At 71.0% G+C, this 18,722-nt stretch carries 10 protein-coding genes; 7 read left to right on the forward strand and 3 right to left on the reverse strand.

What is annotated here, in order from left to right:
• Window positions 1-158 precede the first annotated feature (158 nt).
• The 5 genes from MFF40_RS12305 to MFF40_RS12325 all read left to right on the forward strand — a co-directional run bounded on the left by MFF40_RS12305 (window position 159) and on the right by MFF40_RS12325 (window position 6,178).
• Window positions 159-3,077 carry a sensor domain-containing phosphodiesterase gene (locus MFF40_RS12305; protein ID WP_147856512.1) on the forward strand — a complete coding sequence of 973 codons (2,919 nt, stop codon included), beginning with the start codon at window positions 159-161 and terminating at the stop codon, window positions 3,075-3,077.
• A gap of 67 nt (window positions 3,078-3,144) precedes the next feature.
• The gene (locus MFF40_RS12310; protein WP_238260631.1) at window positions 3,145-3,558 is read left to right on the forward strand and encodes a globin family protein; all 414 of its coding nucleotides are present in this window, start codon (window positions 3,145-3,147) and stop codon (window positions 3,556-3,558) included.
• Window positions 3,559-3,661: 103 nt separating this feature from the next.
• On the forward strand, window positions 3,662-4,057 hold the full coding sequence (locus MFF40_RS12315) for a hypothetical protein (RefSeq protein WP_238260634.1): 396 nt from the start codon (window positions 3,662-3,664) through the stop codon (window positions 4,055-4,057).
• Window positions 4,058-4,086: 29 nt separating this feature from the next.
• A complete protein-coding gene (locus MFF40_RS12320) occupies window positions 4,087-5,010 on the forward strand; it encodes a ferredoxin reductase domain-containing protein (RefSeq protein ID WP_238260636.1) in 924 nt (307 codons plus the stop codon).
• Window positions 5,011-5,125: 115 nt separating this feature from the next.
• Entirely contained in the window at window positions 5,126-6,178 is a 1,053-nt protein-coding gene (locus tag MFF40_RS12325) for an SGNH/GDSL hydrolase family protein (RefSeq protein ID WP_238260638.1), read from the forward strand.
• Window positions 6,179-6,659: 481 nt separating this feature from the next.
• On the opposite strand, the gene MFF40_RS12330 is transcribed toward MFF40_RS12325, so the two are convergent.
• Window positions 6,660-9,200, reverse strand: coding sequence for a glycogen/starch/alpha-glucan phosphorylase (locus tag MFF40_RS12330; RefSeq protein WP_147854647.1), 2,541 nt, complete (start codon window positions 9,198-9,200; stop codon window positions 6,660-6,662).
• Window positions 9,201-9,521: 321 nt separating this feature from the next.
• Between MFF40_RS12330 and MFF40_RS12335 the strand changes: the two genes are divergently transcribed.
• Window positions 9,522-11,105 (forward strand): alpha-amylase family glycosyl hydrolase, encoded by a 1,584-nt coding sequence (locus MFF40_RS12335; protein ID WP_238260640.1) that lies wholly within the window; start codon window positions 9,522-9,524, stop codon window positions 11,103-11,105.
• A gap of 213 nt (window positions 11,106-11,318) precedes the next feature.
• Entirely contained in the window at window positions 11,319-12,860 is a 1,542-nt protein-coding gene (gene glgA, locus MFF40_RS12340) for a glycogen synthase GlgA (RefSeq protein ID WP_147854645.1), read from the forward strand.
• Between the two features lie 244 nt (window positions 12,861-13,104).
• Here the strand turns inward: glgA and glgB are convergent, their stop codons facing one another.
• Both glgB and treS read right to left on the reverse strand, forming a co-directional pair.
• Window positions 13,105-15,414, reverse strand: a complete 2,310-nt coding sequence (gene glgB / locus MFF40_RS12345) for a 1,4-alpha-glucan branching protein GlgB (protein ID WP_238260643.1) — start codon at window positions 15,412-15,414, stop codon at window positions 13,105-13,107.
• The gene (gene treS / locus MFF40_RS12350; protein WP_147897972.1) at window positions 15,411-18,689 is read right to left on the reverse strand and encodes a maltose alpha-D-glucosyltransferase; all 3,279 of its coding nucleotides are present in this window, start codon (window positions 18,687-18,689) and stop codon (window positions 15,411-15,413) included. Before treS ends, glgB begins: the two co-directional genes overlap by 4 nt.
• Window positions 18,690-18,722: the final 33 nt, after the last annotated feature.

Raw genomic sequence — 18,722 nt, forward strand, 5'->3', positions numbered from 1 at the left:
GCTCTGAGACGCCCTGTTCGGGCCCCGCGCCGACGCCCCCTGCCCCGCCCAACTTGATTTGGCCGCAAAGGGGCGCGATCCGCGGAGTCCGGATCCGGACCGGGGCGGCTGCCCCGGGGTCGGGGACTTCCTTTCGATCGCGGCCGCCCGGGTGGCCGATGCCGAAGCTCGCACGGCCGGAACTCAAGACACCCTTGCGCATCCTCGCCCTCCTCCTGACACTGGTCGGCGGTCTCGTCGGTGCCCTCGCGCTGTGTGGGCCGGCTCAAGCCGTCGAGGCGGTGCGCGTCACCCTCGACGCGCCGGTGATCGACCTGACCACCGCGATCGAGCGCTACCGCTCGGACGGCGACCTGATCCAGATCTCCACGGCGCCCGGCAAGGACGGCATCGTCCGCCGCATCGTCGTGAAGGCGCGCGACGCTGGCGCCCGGCCCGACTGGATCGTGTTCGCGCTCACCAACGACACCGACGAGCAGATCGACCGCATCCTGGTGGCGCCGCATTTCCGGCTGGTGGATTCCGGGGTGATCTGGCCCGATCTCGGCGGCTCTCGGATCGCCGCCATCACGGCGAGCCAGGGCATCCGCCCGGAGCGCGACGAGAACCCCGAGGCCGACCAGTTCACGATCACCCTGGATCCCGGCACCACGGTCACCTACGTCGCCGAGCTGCGCGGCCCCAACGTGCCCCAGCTGCACCTGTGGGATCAGGACGCCTATCGCCGCAAGACCGCCGGGCTGACCCTGTACAAGGGCATCATCATCGGCATCAGCGGGTTGCTGGCCCTGTTCCTGACCATCGTGTTCGTGGTCAAGGGTGCGATCATCTTCCCGGCCGCCGCGGCCCTGGCCTGGTCGGTGCTGGCCTATGCCTGCATCGATTTCGGCTTCCTGCAGCGGGTGTTCCCCGTCACCGAGCTGGCCGAGCGGGTCTACCGGGCCTCCGCCGAGGCGGTGCTCGGGGCGACGCTGCTGGTGTTCCTGTTCGCCTACCTGAACCTCGCCCGCTGGCACGTGCGCTACAGCCACGTGGCGTTCTTCTGGCTGGCCTTCCTGGCGGGCCTCGTCGGGCTCGCGGTGTTCGACCCGCCGGTGGCCGCGGGGGTGGCGCGCATCTCCATCGCTGCGGTGGCCGGGATCGGCCTGCTGCTGATCGTCTACCTCGCCGCCCATAACGGCTACGACCGGGCGATCCTGCTGGTGCCGACCTGGCTGCTCCTGGTGGTCTGGGTGACGGCGGCGGGCTTCGCGGTCACCGGCCAGATCGGCAGCGACCTGGTGCAGCCGGCGCTCATCGGCGGCCTGGTGCTGATCGTGATGCTGATCGGCTTCACGGTGCTCCAGCACGCCTTCGCGGGGGGCGGCCTCAGCCACGCCCTGGTGTCGGACACCGAGCGGCGGGCGCTGGCGCTCACCGGCGCGGGCGACGTGGTGTTCGACTGGGACGTGCCGGCCGACCGGGTCTTCGCCGGCCCCGAGATCGAGGCGCAGCTCGGCCTGCCCCGGGGCACCCTGGAGGGCCCGGCGACGAACTGGCTCGGCACGCTCCACCCGTTCGACGTGGAGCGCTACTCGGCGGCCCTCGACACGGTGATCGAGGAGCGGCGCGGGCGCATCGTCCACGATTTCCGCCTGCGCTCGGCCGCGGGCACCTATTTCTGGTACCGGCTGAAGGCGCGCCCCGTGATCGGCGCCGACGGCGAGGTGATCCGCGTGGTCGGCACCATCGCGGACGTGACCGAGATCAAGACCGCGGAGGAGCGCCTGCTCCACGACGCGGTGCACGACAGCCTGACCGGCCTGCCCAACCGCGAGCTGTTCGGCGACCGCCTCGACGCGGCCCTCGCCTTCGCCGGCCAGGACCAGCGGCTCAAGCCGACCGTGATCGTGCTGGATGTCGACCGGTTCAAGGGCATCAACGACGCCATCGGCCTGTCGGCGGGCGATTCGATCCTGCTGACCCTGTCCCGCCGGCTCGGCCGCCTGCTGCGGCCGCAGGACAGCCTGGCCCGGATCTCCAGCGACGAGTTCGCCGTGATCCTGCTGTCCGAGCGCGACCCCGACCGGATCCTGGCCTTCGCCGAGATGATCCGGCGCGCCATCGCCACGCCGATCACCTACGCCGACCGGGAGATCTTCCTCACCGTCTCGATCGGGCTCGCGCTCTACGAGGCCGGGGCCAACCTGAAGCGCGACGAGGTGTTCAAGAGCGCCGAGATCGCCATGATCCAGGCCAAGCGCAACGGCGGCGACCGGATCGAGGTGTTCCGCGCCCACATGCGCACCGACCGCTCCGACCGGCTGATGCTGGAGAGCGACCTGCGCAAGGCGATCGAGCGCAACGAATTGCGGGTGCTGTTCCTGCCCGTGGTCCGCCTCGAGGACCGCACCGTGGCGGGGTTCGAGACCGTTTTGCGCTGGGACCACCCGAAGCTCGGCCGCATCCCGGCCTCGACTTTCATGCCGCTCGCCGAAGAGAGCGGCTTCGTGGTCAACCTCGGCATCTTCGCCCTGGAGCGCACCGCCCTGGAGCTCGCCGCCTGGCAGCGCTCCCTCGAGGTCGAGCCGCCGATCTTCGCAGCCTGCAACCTGTCCTCCCGCCAGCTCCTGCGCCACGACCTCCTGCACGACGTGAAGACCGTGCTGGCCCGCTCCGGGGCGCTCCCCGGCTCGCTCAAGCTGGAGTTCAGCGAGAGCCTGGTGATGGAGAACCCGGAATACGCCGCCCAGATGCTGGCGCGCATCCACGACCTCGGGGCCGGCCTGTGCCTGTCGGATTTCGGCACCGGCTACTCGGCGCTGTCCTACCTCCAGCGCTTCCCGTTCGACACGATCAAGGTCGATGCCACCTTCGTGCGCCAGATCGGCACCGGCCAGACCGCGATCCTGCGCTCCATCGTCCGGATGGCGAGCGAGCTGAACCTCGCCATCGTGGCGGAGGGCTGCGAATCGGAGGGCGACGCCCAGGCGCTGGCCGGGCTCGGCTGCGAATACGCCCTCGGGCCGGCCTTCGGCGAGCCGATGACCATGCTGCAGGCCCGCCAGATCGTCGGGGCGGCGCCGGAAGCGGCCTGATCCTGGTTCGGGTCGGCCCAATCAGGTATACTGCCGACCAGCGATGAAGGCGGTGGCAGGGGATGCGATGACGCCCGAACAGGTCAGGCTCGTCCAGGACAGCTTCGCGCAGGTGCGGCCGATCGCCGGGACGGCGGCCGACCTGTTCTACGGGCGCCTGTTCGAGATCGCCCCCGAGGTCCGCCCGCTCTTCCCCGACGACATGGCCGAGCAGAAGAAAAAACTGATGGCCATGCTGGGCTTGGCGGTGGCCCATCTCGGCCACCCGGAGACCGTGGCCCCGGCGATCCGGGATCTCGGGCGCAAGCACGTGGCCTACGGCACCCAGGCCGCCCACTACGCCCCGGTCGGCGCCGCGCTGCTCTGGACCCTGGAACAGGGCCTCGGCCCGGACTTCACCCCGGAGGTCCGCGCGGTCTGGACCGAGACCTACATGCTGGTGGCCGGGTTGATGACGGGGGCTGCGGCGGAGGTGGGGTGAACACCCCCGAGAGTCGACGATCAGTTTAAGCCCCCCTTAACCATGCCCGCGCAAGCTCCTGTTGATGGATTGGCGCTCCGGCGCCCGTGGAGGGGATGGGCGGATGGCCGAGGCGGCGAGGCGTTACCAGCAGGCGGGCAGCTCGGATCTCGTGCGGCGCCTGATCGCCCGGCCGGTCCGGCTGGAGCAGCAGGCCCGCACCCGGCTGCCGCTCCCCGGCCAGGCTCTGTCCGGCCAAGCTCTGTCCGGACAGGATCCGCGCGTCTCCGGCGCCGCCCAGGACGACCTGTCCGAGGATTTCGACGAGGCCGACGAGATCGCCCGGCTCGAGACCGAGCTGCAGGTGATGAAGGCGGTGCTCCGGGCCCAGCGGCAGGAGGTCGAGGCCCTCCGGGCGCAGCGCCAGCTCCTGACCGAGTCCGCGGCCAGCGACGACGTGCGGGCGACCCGCGAGCGCTGGGCGTCCCTGGTGGACACCCTGCTGATCCGCGCCCGGTGATCCCTCTCCAGACCAAGCGGGGTACGGCCATGGGCGCGCGCTGCTCGCTCGTCGTCAACGGCCGGTCGGTGCGCGTCTCGACCGGCGACACGCCGCTGGAGGCGGCGCTGGCCGAAGGCATGATCGCGCCCGTGCAGGCGCAGCTCGCCAACCAGGTCGCCGGCCAGGGCAGTGCCGCCCCGTCGAGCCGCCGGCCGCCGGCCCGCCGGGCCCGGGCCGAGGCCCTGCGGCCGAGCCTGCCCGGCGCCCCGATCCTGGGCCAGGAGGAGGCCCCGCCCCCGGCCGTCGCCATCCGCAAGGGCACCGTCTCGCAGATCCGGCGGCTCTGCCCCGGCATCGTCGAGGTCGTGGCGACCCTGACCCGGCGCCCGAACCTCGAGCCCGGCCACCAGGCGCTCGTCACCTTCGCGGGCCTGCCCGCCCTGACCCTGGCCCCGACCCTGCGGATCGACGGCTCGGCCGAGATCAACGAGGCGGTGTTCCACATCCCCCGCGACCCCGAGGGCGGCCCGGTCGACGCGATCCGGCTCGACCAGCCCGTGCGCCTGAAGGGCCCCGTCGGCCGCGGCCAGTACCGGCCCGGCGGCGGGCGGCTCGTGCTGGTGGCGGCGGGAGCCGGCTTCGGCCCGATCTGGGCGATCGCCCGGGCGGCCCGCTACGTCGAGCCCGCCCGCGAGATGGCGCTGGCGGTCGGCGCCCGGGACGCCCTCGACCTCTACATGCGCGAGAGCCTGGACTGGCTGCGCTGCACCGGCGTCGGCCGGATCGTGCTCTGCGCCGACCGCGGCGGCCAGCGCCCGCCGGACGTGCGCTCCGGCCCGCTCACCGCCCACCTGCCGAGCCTGCGCGCCACCGACGTCGTCCACGTGGCCGGCGACATCGCCACGATCGGCGCCGTGCAGGTGCTCGCCGCCTCGGTGGGCGCGCGCTGCTACCCGATCGTGCTCGACTGACCACGACGGCCGTCCGCGGACCGCGCCCGGACCATCAGGGCTCCGCCCCGAGACCCCGCCGCAGGGCCGGGGGCCCTTTGGGATCCCGTCATTTCCCGTGAGTCGGTCTGCGTCGATGCTCCGCGTGCTCTGCCTCGGCTACAGCGTCACGGAGCTGGCGGGCTATGTCGAGCGCGCCAACGCCCTGGCGGCGGCCGAGGGGCGGCCGGTCACCTTCCTGCGCAGCGGCTGGGGCGGCCACTCCCTCCCCTCGATCGCCTGCCTGATCGACGAGATCCTCGACGCCTGTCCCTGCGACCACGTCCTGCTGGAGCTGTTCACCGGCAACGTCCGCTACTTCGACGGCGCGACGATGCGGGCCTACCTGGACGACATCCTGGCGGCCACCGCCCGGCGGGGCCTGCCGGTGGCCTTCCTCAACCTCCACCAGGGCGGGGTCGATTACGCGGCCGAGCCCGTCGCCGCCCTGCTCGCTGAGTACCGCGCCCTCTACGGCATCGTTTGTCTCGACATCGCCGCCCCGGTGGCCGCCGCGGGGGCCGGGGACATCACCTACCTGCTGAAGGACGGGACCCATGTCGCCCCGGCCGGGGCCGAACTCTACGGCACCCTGGTCTACGCCTTCATGCGGGCGCCGCCCCCCGGCCGCGCCTATGTCGACCGGTTCCGGGGCTTGCCGGCCCGGTTCGAATCCCTGCCGCTGCGCACCCTCCCCGGCCTGGAATGCGGGTTCGAACTGCGCCGCAACGGCATCCCGCTGCACTTCCTGGAGATCCCCGAGGGCGCGCGCGTCGAGATCCCGCTCGGGCGACCGCGTCGCGTGATCGGCCTGCTCGTGACCTACGGGCCGCAGGCGGGCACGCTCACGATCCGGGATCCGGCACGCGGGCGGACGCGCGCGATCACCGCCTACGACGAATTCTCGTACTACATGCGCTCGGTCTACCGCACCGCCCTGTTCCCGGCCGCGCGCTCCCTGACGATCACGCAGGACTCCGCGCTGCCCGACATCGCCCTGCGCAAGGGCGAGCCGGACCGGGGGCCGCGTCTCGGCCGGGTGTCGCACGTGTTCTTCCGGCGCAGGCTCGGGCTCGCCGAGCGCGCGGCGCTGATCCGCCACCGGCTTCTCCGCAACCTGCGCCGGCTCACGGGTTTCCCGAGGGCCTGAGGCCCTACCTTTTCAAGGTGTTAGGCTGAGAGCCAGGATATGGCGTCGAGCCGGTCTGCACGGTCCTTTTCCCGGGCGCATGCAGCGCCAGCGGAATGCGACCCGGGACCCAGCACACGACGGCGCGCAGCGTCCGCCTGATCGACCTGTGCCGCTGGCGCGGCGCTTCGTGTGCTGGGTCCCGGATCAGGTTCCGCTTCGCTTCACCTGTCCGGGAAAGGGACGCGCGTGATCCGCTCGGGAGCGCCGATCCCACGGCGCGCACGGGGCCGAACACCTTGAAAGCGAAGGGCTTGAGGCCCTTCGGCGGGGTGTCGGGGCAAGACATCCAGGACTTGGCCCCGACTTCGGGCGGAGCCCGGCACCAGGGCTCCGCCCTGGACCCGCGAAAGGTGCAAGACCTTTCGAAACCAGGACTTCCTTTCGAAACCAGGACTTCCTTTCGAAACCAGGACTTCCTTTCGAAACCGGGACTTCTTCTTCAGCCCAGGCGGACGCGCCAGATCTCGTCCGCGTATTCGCGCATCGAGCGGTCGGAGGAGAACCACGCCATCCGGGCGGTGTTGCGGATCGCCTTGGCCCACCAGCCGCGCGGGTCGCGCCAGGCGGCGTCGATGGAGCGCTGCACCCGCCAGTAATCGTCGAAGTCGGCGGTGAGCAGGTACTGGTCGCGCTGGCGCAGGTCGTCGGTGAGCGGCCGGAACCGGCCCGGCTCCTCCGGCGAGAACCGCCCGGAGGCGATCATGTCCAGCGCCGCCGCCAGCCGGGGCGAGGCCTGGATCGCCTTCGCGGCGTAGCCCGGCTCGGCCTCGCGCGCCTGCACCCCGGCGGCGTCGAGGCCGAAGATGAAGATGTTGTCCGCCCCGACATGGTCGCGGATCTCGATGTTGGCCCCGTCCAGCGTGCCGACCGTGAGCGCGCCGTTGAGGGCGAACTTCATGTTGCCGGTGCCCGAGGCCTCCATGCCGGCGGTGGAGATCTGCTCCGACAGGTCGGCGCCCGGGATGATCGTCTCGGCGAGGCTCACCGAGTAGTTCGGCAGGAACACCACCTTCAGCCGGCCCGCGACCTCCGGGTCGTCGTTCACCGCCTTGGCCACGTCGCAGGCGAGCTTGATGATCAGCTTGGCCCGGACGTAGCTCGGCGCCGCCTTGCCGGCGAAGATCTTGACCCGGGGCGTCCAGTCCCGGTGCGGCTCGGCCTTGATCGCCTGGTAGAGCGCCACCGTCTCGACGACGTTGAGGAGCTGGCGCTTGTACTCGTGGATGCGCTTGACCTGGATGTCGAACAGCGCGTCCGGATCGATGTCGATGCCGGTGCGCTCGGCCACGACCTTGGCGAGCGCCTCCTTGCGCTGCCGGCGCACGGCGGCGTAGCGCGCCACGAAGGCCGGATCCTCGGCATGGGCCTCGAGGCCCCGGAGCAGCTCGGGATCGTCGAGGACGCCCGCGCCCACCGTCTCCACGGCGAGCCGGGTGAGGCCCGGGTTGGCGTTGTGGAGCCAGCGCCGGAAGGTGATGCCGTTGGTCTTGTTGACGATCTTGTCCGGATCCAGCGCGTGGAGCGGCGCGAACACCGTGGACCGCATCAGGTCGGTGTGCAGCGCCGAGACGCCGTTGACCCGCCGGGCGCCGTGGAAGGCGAGGTGCCCCATCCGGACCCGGCGGCCATGGGCCTCGTCGATCAGCGAGATCGAGGCCAGGTAGGCGGCGTCCTGGTGGGCGGCGTCCTGGCGGCCGTGCTTGGCCTGCTCTTCCAGGTGCATCCAGTTGATCAGGTAGATGATCTGCATGTGGCGCGGCAGCAGCCGCTCCATCAGCTCCACCGGCCAGGTCTCCAGCGCCTCGGGCAGCAGGGTGTGGTTGGTGTAGTTCAGCGTGTGGGTGGTGACGTGCCACGCATCCTCCCAGGAGAGGTCGTGGTCCTCCATCAGGATGCGCATCAGCTCCGGCACCGCGATGGCCGGGTGGGTGTCGTTGAGCTGGATCGCGGCGTGGTCCGGTAGGGACCGCACGTCGCCGCGCTCCATGACGTGGCGGGCGATGAGGTCCTGGAGCGAGGCCGAGGTGAAGAAGTATTCCTGGCGCAGGCGCAGTTCCTGCCCGTCGGCGGAGGAATCGCTCGGATAGAGCACCCGGGAGATCGCCTCGGCCCGCATGCGCGCCGCCACCGCGCCGACATGGTCGCCGTCGTTGAAGCGGCCGAGGTCGACCGGCTCGCCGGCCTCCGCCTTCCACAGGCGCAGCCGGTTGACGTGGCGCCCGCGCCAGCCGACCACCGGGATGTCGTGGGCGACCGCCCGCACGGTCTCGGCCGGCTGCCAGTGGCGGCGGATCACGCCCTCGCCGGGCGAGGACAGGGTGACGGTGCCGCCGAAGCCGATCGCGTAGGTCGCGTCGGGCCGGACGAACTCCCAGGGATTGCCCTCGGCGAGCCACGTCTCCGGCGCCTCGCGCTGCCAGCCGTCCTCGAAGGATTGGCGGAACAGGCCGTGATCGTACCGGATGCCGTAGCCGATCGCCGGGATGCCGATGCTGGCCATGCTGTCCATGAAGCAGGCGGCCAGCCGCCCGAGGCCGCCGTTGCCGAGCGCGGCGTCCGGCTCGGCATCCTGCACGGCGTCGAGATCGACCCCGAGTTCCCGCAGCGCCGCCCGGGTCGTGTCGGTGAGGCCGAGGTTGTTCATGGCGTCCGACATCAGCCGGCCGATCAGGAATTCGAGCGAGAGGTAGTAGACCCGCTTGTTCGGCACGGCCTTCTCGGAGGCCATGCAGGCCGCCACGACCCGCTCCCGCAGGGCCATCGCGGTGGCCACGAACCAGTCGCGCGGACGGGCGGATTCGGGGGTCCGGCCGAGCGCGAAGGTGAGCTTGGCGCGGATCGATTCCCGCAGGTCGACCACGGTGTCACCGGTCTGCGACAGGAGCGGCGCGGTCCAGGCGGCGGCCATCGGCATCTCGGCCGCGCTGTCGTCGCGCAGGGCGTCCCGCTGGGCGGGCGGAGTGAGAACGTCGTTCAGCACGTGCGGGTCCCCCAAAGTCAGCGCCCCGGAGTCTAGTGCCAGGGCTATCGTGGGCGGATTATCTCTTTTGATGGATTGCCACCGCGTGAACGGGCGGGCGATCCGTGCCCCGAAGCCGCGACTGTGCGACCGGCTTCCTGGCGAAGTCGTGGCGGTGCCGCCCCGACCGGGGCGTGCGACGGCGCGGCCGGAGATATGGCGCGACTACGTGACATTCTAGACACAACGGCCGGCACCGCCAGCCCGCGTCGCGCGCATCTGCGCCGTCGCCAGCGCGCGGCTCAGCGGTTAACCCTGGGCCGGGGATTCGCGAGGCGCAGCATGACCGAGACCGTCTGGTGGAAGCGCGGGACCGTCTACCAGGTCTATCCGCGCTCGTTCCAGGACACGAACGGCGACGGGGTCGGCGACCTGCCGGGGATCACGGCGCGGCTCGACTACCTCGCGTGGCTCGGGGTGGACGCGGTGTGGATCTCGCCGGTCTACCCCTCGCCCATGGCGGATTTCGGCTACGACGTCGCCGATTACTGCGGCATCGACCCGTTGTTCGGCACGCTGGCCGACTTCGACGCGCTCGTCGCCGAGGCCCATCGGCGCAAGCTGAAGGTGATCCTCGACTTCGTGCCCAACCACTCGTCGATCGCGCATCCGTGGTTCGCGCAGAGCCGGTCGTCGCGCTCCAGCCCGCAGCGGGACTGGTACATCTGGCGCGACCCGGCCCCGGGGGGCGGTCCGCCGAACAACTGGGTGTCGAATTTCGGAGGCCCGGCCTGGACGCTGGATGAGGCCACCGGCCAGTACTACTACCACGCCTTCCTGGCCGAGCAGCCGGACCTGAACTGGCGCAACCCCGCCGTCCGGGCCGCGATGCACGACGCGCTCCGCTTCTGGCTGGACCGCGGGGTCGACGGGTTCCGGGTCGACGTGATCTGGCACCTGATGAAGGATGCCGGATTCCGCGACAACCCGGCCAATCCCGACTACGCGCCGGGCACGCCCGAGATCAACCGCTTCACCCAGGTCTATTCCGCCGACCGCCCGGAGGTGTTCGACGTGATCGCCGGAATGCGGGCGGTGCTGCGCCAGTACGGCGAGCGGGTGCTGATCGGCGAGATCTACCTGCCGATCGAGCGGCTGGTGGCCTATTACGGCCCCGACCTCACCGGCGCCGACCTGCCCTTCAACTTCCAGCTGATCCAGACCCCGTGGCGGGCCGACGCGGTCGCCGACCTCGTGGCCCAGTACGAGGCGGCGCTCCCCGAGGGCGGCTGGCCGAACTGGGTGCTGGGCAACCACGACCAGCCGCGGATCGCCGCCCGGGTGGGCGAGGCCCAGGCCCGCATCGCCGCGATGCTGCTGCTGACGTTGCGCGGCACCCCGACCCTCTATTACGGCGACGAGATCGGGCTCGGCCGCGTCGCGATCCCGCCGGGGCGCGCCCGGGACCCCTGGGAGCGCAACGAGCCCGGCCACGGCCGCGACCCGGAGCGTACCCCGATGCAGTGGGACGAGGCCCCGCAGGCCGGCTTCTCGGCCGCGGAGCCGTGGCTGCCGCTCTCGGAGGATTGGGCCACCCGCAACGTCGAGGCCCAACGCTCGGATCCCGGCTCGATGCTGACCCTGCACCGGCGGCTCCTGGCGCTGCGGCGCGACCACCCGGCGCTCTGCGTGGGCGACTACCGGGGCCTGCCGGTCGAGGCCGGGGATGTGCTCGCCTACGAGCGCTGCGCCGACGACGCGTGCCTGCGCGTGATCCTGAACTTCGGCGGCGATCCGCACAGCCTGTCCCTGCCCGAGGGCGACTGGACGGTGCTGCTCTCGACGCTGGCCGGCCGGGCGGGGGCGCGCGCCCGCGAGACCCTGACGCTCGGGCCCGACGAGGGGGTGATCCTGCGCCGCTCCTGAGCCCGCCCCTGCCATCTCTTGTCGCAGTGCAGCACGGACATCGCGCCATGGCGAAATCTGTAACCGAAGCTTAAGGCTGACGCTGGCCTAAATTGTGCGTCGCAGCGGAACGGGTGCGACGGAGGAGCATTGGACATGGTTGAGGCCGTGACAGCCGTGTCTGCCCGATCCTCTGCCAGACCGGGGCCTTCCGCCCGGCCGGGATCGATGCCCATGCACGATGCGCTCCGCGGTGGCTCCCTCGCCGATGAGGCCTTCGGCGAAGGCGGCGGTGCCGCAGTGCCGTTCACCAACCCGGCCTGGCCGGCCTCGCTGCGCCGCCGCATCCTGTACGCCACCCCGGAGATGGCCGACTTCGTGAAGACCGGCGGCCTCGGCGAGGTCTCGGCCGCCCTGCCCCGGGCCCTGGTGCCGCATTACGACATCCGCGTCCTGATCCCCGGCTACCGCCAGGTCCGGGCCGCGTTCCCCGACATCCCGGTGGTCGCCCGGCTCGAGGGCTTCGCGGGCGTGCCCCCCTGCGACCTCGGCCTGGTCGAGGCCGCCGACGGCCTGCGCATCTACGTCCTGCTGGCCCCCGACCTGTACGAGCGCGACGGCACGCCCTACGGCGACGCGAACGGCGATTTCGGCGACAACGACCTGCGCTTCGCCCGCCTGAGCCTCGCGGCCGCGGAGATCGCCGCCGGCGCCGATTCGGACTGGGCCGCCGACCTGCTGCATCTCAACGACTGGCAGGCGGCTCTGGCCCCGGCCTACCTGGCCTGGCGCGGCCGGCGCATCCCGAGCGTGCTGACGATCCACAACCTCGCCTATCAGGGCCTGTTCCCCCGCGACAGCCTGGGCCGCCTCGGCGTGCCGGACTCGGCCTTCCAGGTCGACGGCGCGGAATTCTACGGCCAGCTGTCGTTCCTCAAGGCCGGCATCTTCTACGCCTCGCAGGTCACCACGGTGAGCGAGACCTACGCTCGGGAGATCCAGACCCCCGAGATGGGCTGCGGCCTCGACGGGCTGCTGCGCACCCGCGCCGGCCAGGGCCGCCTCGCCGGCATCCTCAACGGCATCGACGAGACCTGGGACCCGAGCACCGACCAGCACCTCGCCACCCGGTTCGAGGTCGACGACTGGAAGGGCAAGCGCGCCAACGCCGAGGCGGTGCGCCAGCAATTCGGGCTCGCGGTCTCCCGCGGGCCGCTCTTCGCCATCGTCTCGCGCCTGGTGCACCAGAAGGGCATCGACCTGAGCCTGCAGGCGGCCGAGGCGATCGTGGCCGAGGGCGGACAGCTCGTGGTGATCGGCCAGGGCGAGGGCCGGTTCGAGCAGGCCCTGCGCGGCCTGTCCAAGCGCCACCCGGACGCGGTCGGCGTGCATGTCGGCTTCGAGGAGGCCCAGGCACGGCGGATGTTCGCCGGCAGCGACTTCCTGCTGATGCCCTCGCGGTTCGAGCCGTGCGGGCTCGCCCAGATGTACGCCCAGCGCTTCGGCTCGCTGCCGATCGTGCACCGCACCGGGGGGCTGGCCGACACGGTGGAGGACGGGGTGACCGGCTTCACCTTCGCGGAGGCCTCCGCCCCTTCCTTCGGGGCGGCGGTCCGCCGGGCCTTCGAGGCGTTCGGCCAGAAGAAGCGCCTCAACGCCATGCGCCGACGTGCCATGGCCGCCCGGTTCGGCTGGGACCAGGCCGCCGACAGCTATGCCGGCCTCTACGCCCGTGCGATGGGCAACAGCCCGGCGCTGCGCTGGCGCGCCGCGTAGGGCTGGCGCTTCGGCAGGCTCCGAATCTATTCCCGGCGCGGCAGGATCATCCAGTCCCGACCTGACACGCGTTCCCTCCCCCCTCTGCGGGAGAGGGCGGGCCGTCAGGCCGGGTCGGGAGAGGGGCAGCGCGACGGTTCAGGATCTCACGCCTGTCGCGCGCTTTCCGGAAACGGCGCTCCCCTTTCCCGACCCCTGCTGACGCAGGGGCCACCCTCCCCCGCAGAGGGGGGAGGGATTTACGTCACCGCTCCAGCAAAAAAATCATCGTCGCGAGCGGCGGCAGGGTCAGCGACAGGGACTGGGCCTGGCCGTGGCTCGCCTGGCCGTCGGTGTGGCCGCCGCCGTTGTTGCCGAGGTTCGAGCCGCCGTAGACGCCCGCGTCCGAGTTGAACGCCTCCCTGTAAAAACCCGCCTCCGGAACGCCGACCCGGTAGCCCTCCCGGGGGATCGGGGTGAAGTTCGACACCACGATCGCGACCTCGCCCGGCTTGGCGCCCTTGCGGGCCCAGGCGATGACGCTGTTGTCCTGGTCGTCGGCCACCAGCCACTGGAACCCGGTCGCCTCGACGTCCCGGGTGTGGAGGGCCGGGGTCGAGACGTAGAGCCGGTTGAGGTCCCGCACCACGTCCTTGACGCCCTTGTGCAGGGGGTCGTCGAGCAGGTGCCAGTCCAGGCTGATGTCGTGGTTCCACTCCCGCTCCTGGCCGAACTCGCCGCCCATGAACAGCAGCTTCTTGCCGGGATGCCCCCACATGAAGCCGAAATAGGCGCGCAGGTTCGCGAATTTCTGCCAGCGGTCGCCCGGCATCTTGCCGAGCAGCGAGCCCTTCCCGTGCACGACCTCGTCGTGGGAGAGCGGCAGGATGAAGTTCTCCGAGAAGGCGTAGAGCAGCCCGAAGGTCAGGTTGTGGTGGTGGTAGCGGCGGTGGATCGGATCCTCCGACACGTATTTCAACGTGTCGTGCATCCAGCCCATGTTCCACTTGAAGCCGAAGCCGAGGCCGCCCGTGTAGGTCGGGTGCGAGACCCCCGGCCAGGAGGTCGATTCCTCCGCCACCGTGATGGTGCCGGGGGCGTGGCTGTAGGTCGCCTCGTTGGTCTTGCGCAGGAAGTCGATGGCGTCGAGGTTCTCGTTGCCGCCGTAGCGGTTCGGGATCCACTCGCCCTGCCGGCGCGAATAGTCGAGGTAGAGCATCGAGGCCACGGCATCCACCCGCAGGCCGTCGAGGTGGTAGTGCTCGAGCCAGAACCGGGCGTTGGCGGCCAGGAAGGTCGCGACCTCGGTCCGGCCGAAATTGTAGATGTAGGTGCCCCAATCCTGGTGGAAGCCCTGGCGCGGGTCGGCGTGCTCGTAGAGGTGCGTGCCGTCGAACAGGCCGAGCCCGTGCGCGTCCAGCGGGAAGTGGCCGGGCACCCAGTCGAGCATCACGCCGATGCCGGCCTCGTGGGCTGTGTCCACGAAGGCCGCGAAATCCTCGGGCGTGCCGAAGCGGCTGGTCGGGGCGAACAGCGAGACCGGCTGGTAGCCCCAGGACCCGTCGAACGGGAACTCGGTGATCGGCAGCATCTCGATATGGGTGAAGCCCATATCCTTGACGTAGGGGATCAGCCGCTCGCCCAGCTCCTTGTAGGTGAGGTAGCGGTTGCCCTCCTCGGGCACCCGCGCCCAGGAGCCGAGGTGGACCTCGTAGATCGAGATCGCGGCGTGGCGCGGATCCTTGGCGCCGCGGGTCGTCATCCAGCCGGCGTCGCGCCAGTCGAACTCGCCCGTCCCGTGGGTGACCGAGGCGGTTTCCGGCGGCTGCTGCGCCGCGAAGGCGACCGGGTCGGCCTTGAGCGGGATCAGGGCGCCGTCGGGGCCGCGGATCTCGAACTTGTAGCGCTCGCCGGCCTTGAGGCCGGGCACGAACACCTCCCAGATCCCGCCTTCCTGCCACAGGCGCATCGGGTGGCGCCGCCCGTCCCATTCGTTGAAGTCGCCGACGACGCTGACCTTGCGGGCGTTGGGCGCCCACACGGCGAAGCGGAAGCCGTCGATGCCGTCGAGCTGCCCCGACTGGGCGCCGAGCATCCGGTAGACCAGGTTGGTGCCGACCTCCCGCAGGGTCGCGACGTCGTAGGGCTCGATCGAGGAGCCGAAGCCGTAGGGGTCGAAGCGGCGCCGCCTGGTCCCGTCCCAGAACTCGACCTCGATCTCGTAGAGCGGCCGTCCCTCGCCCTCGACCCGGGCGACGTAGAACCCGTCCGGGTGCCGCTTCTCGAACGGCACGGTGCGTTCGCCCGTCACCAGGGCGGCGGAGCGCGCCTCGGGCAGGACGGCGCGGACCTCCCAGGCGTTCGGGCCGACCCGGTGGGGGCCGAGCACGGAGAACGGGTCGCCGTGGTTGGCGGACATCAGCGCGGCGATCGCGTCCGGATGGACGCCCGAAGGGGTGCCCGAACGGGGGCCCGCCTGCGCCGAGGCGGCTCCGGCGTTCGGGACGTCCGCGTTCCGCGCGCTCGCCGCTTCCGGGTCGATCCGCGGTGCGAAGGTCTCGTCGGTCGCCGTCATTCGGTTTCTCCGGGCTCGTGGCCGTCCGTGTCCAGAATGGTGAGAACCCCCCGGGCGGGGATTTCGATCCAGTCCGGCCGGTTGTTGGCCTCGTAATCGACTTCGTAGAGCGCCTTGGTCAGCAGGCAGAGGCGCAGCAGCCGCGTCCGGGTGGCCGGGTCGGTCACGGCCGCCCGCGTCCCCGCCACGGCCGCGTCGTAGCCGGCCAGGAAGGCCGCCTCGATCATGCCGCGCCACGCCGTGGCCGCGTCCCGCGCCCGCTCCTCCGAATCGCCGAACCGGACGGTGATCTCGCGGATCACGGTCTCGGCCCCGTACGCGAAGGAGCGCATCAGGCCGGCGACGTCGCGCAGCGGCATCGACTTCGCCCGCCGCTCGTCGGCCGGACGGGAGGGTTCGCCCTCGAAGTCGACGATGATCAGGTCGCTCTCGGAAACCAGCACCTGACCCAGGTGATAGTCGCCGTGGATGCGGATCTTGTGGGCCCCGCGCGGCGCCTCGGTGGACAGCGCCTCGATCAGCGCCTCGACCTCGGCCCGCCGCTGCCCCAGCTCCGCGCAGGCGGGCTTGCCGGCATCGAGGCCGCGCTCGACGAGACCTTTCAGCGCCCGGAAGGCCCGGTCGGCCTGGTGGCGCGCGTCCCGGGCGAGCACCGCCAGGTCGTCCTCGGCGAACGGCTCGGCCGCGAAGGCGGGGTCGTCCGTCTCCATCGCGAAGGCGGCGTGCATCTCGGCGGTGCGCCGGCCGAGCAGGTCCGCCCAGGGGCCATGGGCCTGGAACGCCTCCCCGGGGCTGGCGGCCTCGCTCTCGGGGGTGAGCACGACGGTCTCGAAGTCCCGGCGCAGCCCCTCCAGCATCAGCGTCCAGGCGTCGCCCTGGTTCATGACGAACTTCTGGAGGACCGCCAGCGCCGTCCGGGTGCCATCCTCGGCGACGTGCTCGAGGGTGCCGAGCAGCGCGGGCGTGTTGGAGAAGCCCGCCTGCTCGGTGAGGAAGCGCCCGACCTCGATCTCGGGATGCATCCCCGGCTGCAGGCGGCGCAGCAGCTTGAGCATCATCTTCGAGCCGATGGCGATCGAGGTGTTGCTCTGCTCCGCCGACAGCCGGCGGATGTCGGCCACGTCCACCGTGACGTCCGGATCGAAGGCCGACGTGGTGGAAAAGACCAGCCGCCCGCTCTCGGTGGGGATCTCGGTGCCCTGGCGCATGTCGTCGATCAGGCAGGCCGCGAAGTCGTTGGAGCCGGCCGCCCCGTAGAGCAGGCCGGTGCGCGGCCCGCGGCGCACCCGCGCCACCGCGAAGGGCAGCAGCGTCTCGTCCTCGCGGCCCTCCTCGACGCCGACCGGCATGAAGTATTCGTGGCTCTCGCCGTTGGCGAGCTGCACCTGCAGCCGCGGCAGCAGGAACCGGGCGCTGCCGTCCACGTCCTTGAGGGCGGCGAAGTCGACCACCTTCACGGACCGGATCCGCGAGCCCTTGGCGCCGAACCAGCGCCGGCTGAGCAGGAACGGCGGCACCACGGTGCGCTCGAAGGCGACGCGCTCGCGGCCCGACATCAGGCTCTCGATGCCGCCGGTGAGCACCAGGGTGAACAGCTCCGGGGGCTCCTGTTGCGGGCCGATCGCGCCCGAGCGGGCGGCGCTCAAGGAGAACCAGTAGAAGCCGTAGGACGGCAGGGTCAGCAGGTAGGGCAGGTCGCCGATCGGCGGGAACTCGGTGCCGCCGGTGAGCTCGATCGGCACCGCGGTGCGCAGCTCCGACAGGTCGAGCTGCACCGCCTGTGGGGCCCGCGACAGGTTGGCGACGCACAGGATCCGCTCGTCCTCGTGCTCGCGGATCCAGGCCAGGACCTTGCGGTTCGAGGGATAGAGGAACTGGATCGTGCCGCGGCCCAGGGCGACGCTGTTGTTGCGGATGGCGATCATCCGCCGGGTCCAGTTCAGCAGGCTGGTCTGCGACTGGGTCTGCGCCTCGACGTTGATCGCGTCGAAGCCGTAGATCGGGTCCTGGATCGCCGGCAGGAACAGCCGCTGCGGGTTGGCCTTGGAGAAGCCGCCGTTGCGGTCCGGGGACCACTGCATCGGCGTGCGGACGCCGTCGCGGTCGCCCAGATAGATGTTGTCGCCCATGCCGATCTCGTCGCCGTAGTAGAGCACCGGCGTGCCGGGCATCGACAGGACGAGGGACTTCATCAGCTCGATCTTGCGCCGGTCGTTCTCCAGCAGCGGCGCGAGGCGGCGGCGGATGCCGAGGTTGATCCGGGCGCGCCGCTCGGCGGCGTAGAACGACCAGAGGTAGTCACGCTCCTCGGCGGTCACCATTTCGAGTGTCAGCTCGTCGTGATTCCGCAAAAAGATCGCCCACTGGCAGCCCTCCGGGATCTCCGGGGTCTGGCGCATGATGTCGGTGATCGGGTGCCGGTCCTCCCGGGCGATCGCCATGTACATCCGCGGCATCAGCGGGAAGTGGAACGCCATGTGGCATTCGTCGCCGTCGCCGAAATACTGGGCGGTCTCCTCGGGCCACTGGTTGGCCTCGGCCAGCAGCATCCGGTCGGGATAGCTGACGTCGAGGGCGGCCCGGATCGCCTTGATGACGTCGTGCGTTTCGGACAGGTTCTCGCAGTTCGTGCCGTCGCGCTCGATCAGGTAGGGGATCGCGTCGAGCCGCAGGCCGTCGACGCCCATGTCGAGCCAGTAGCGCATCGTCGCGATGACGGCTTCCAGCACCTTCGGGTTGTCGAAGTTCAGGTCCGGCTGGTGGCTGTAGAACCGGTGCCAGAAATACTGCTTGGCGACCGGGTCCCAGGTCCAGTTCGAGGACTCGGTGTCGAGGAAGATGATCCGCGTGTCCTTGTAGGGCGCGTCGGTGTCCGACCAGACGTAGAAGTCGCGCTCGGGCGAGCCGGGGGGCGCCTCGCGGGCCGCCTGGAACCAGGGGTGCTGGTCGCTGGTGTGGTTGATCACGAGCTCGGTGATCACCCGCAGGCCGCGCTCGTGCGCCGCCGCCACGAAGGCCCGAAAGTCCTCCATGGTCCCGTAGGACGGGTTGATGCCCTCGTAGTCGGCGATGTCGTAGCCGTCGTCGCGCAGGGGCGAGGGATAGAACGGCATCAGCCAGATCGCCGTGACCCCGAGGTCGCGGACGTAGTCGAGCCGCCGGGTCAGCCCTTCGAAATCACCGATCCCGTCGTCGTTCGAGTCGAAGAACGACTTGACGTGGATCTGGTAGATGATGGCGTCACGGTACCATTGCGGGTCGCTGCGATCGATCATCGCGTCGCTGCCTCATCGGTCGAAGGTCAAGGG

Origin of the sequence: Methylobacterium mesophilicum, assembly GCF_022179445.1 — a bacterium.
Lineage (GTDB): Bacteria > Pseudomonadota > Alphaproteobacteria > Rhizobiales > Beijerinckiaceae > Methylobacterium > Methylobacterium mesophilicum.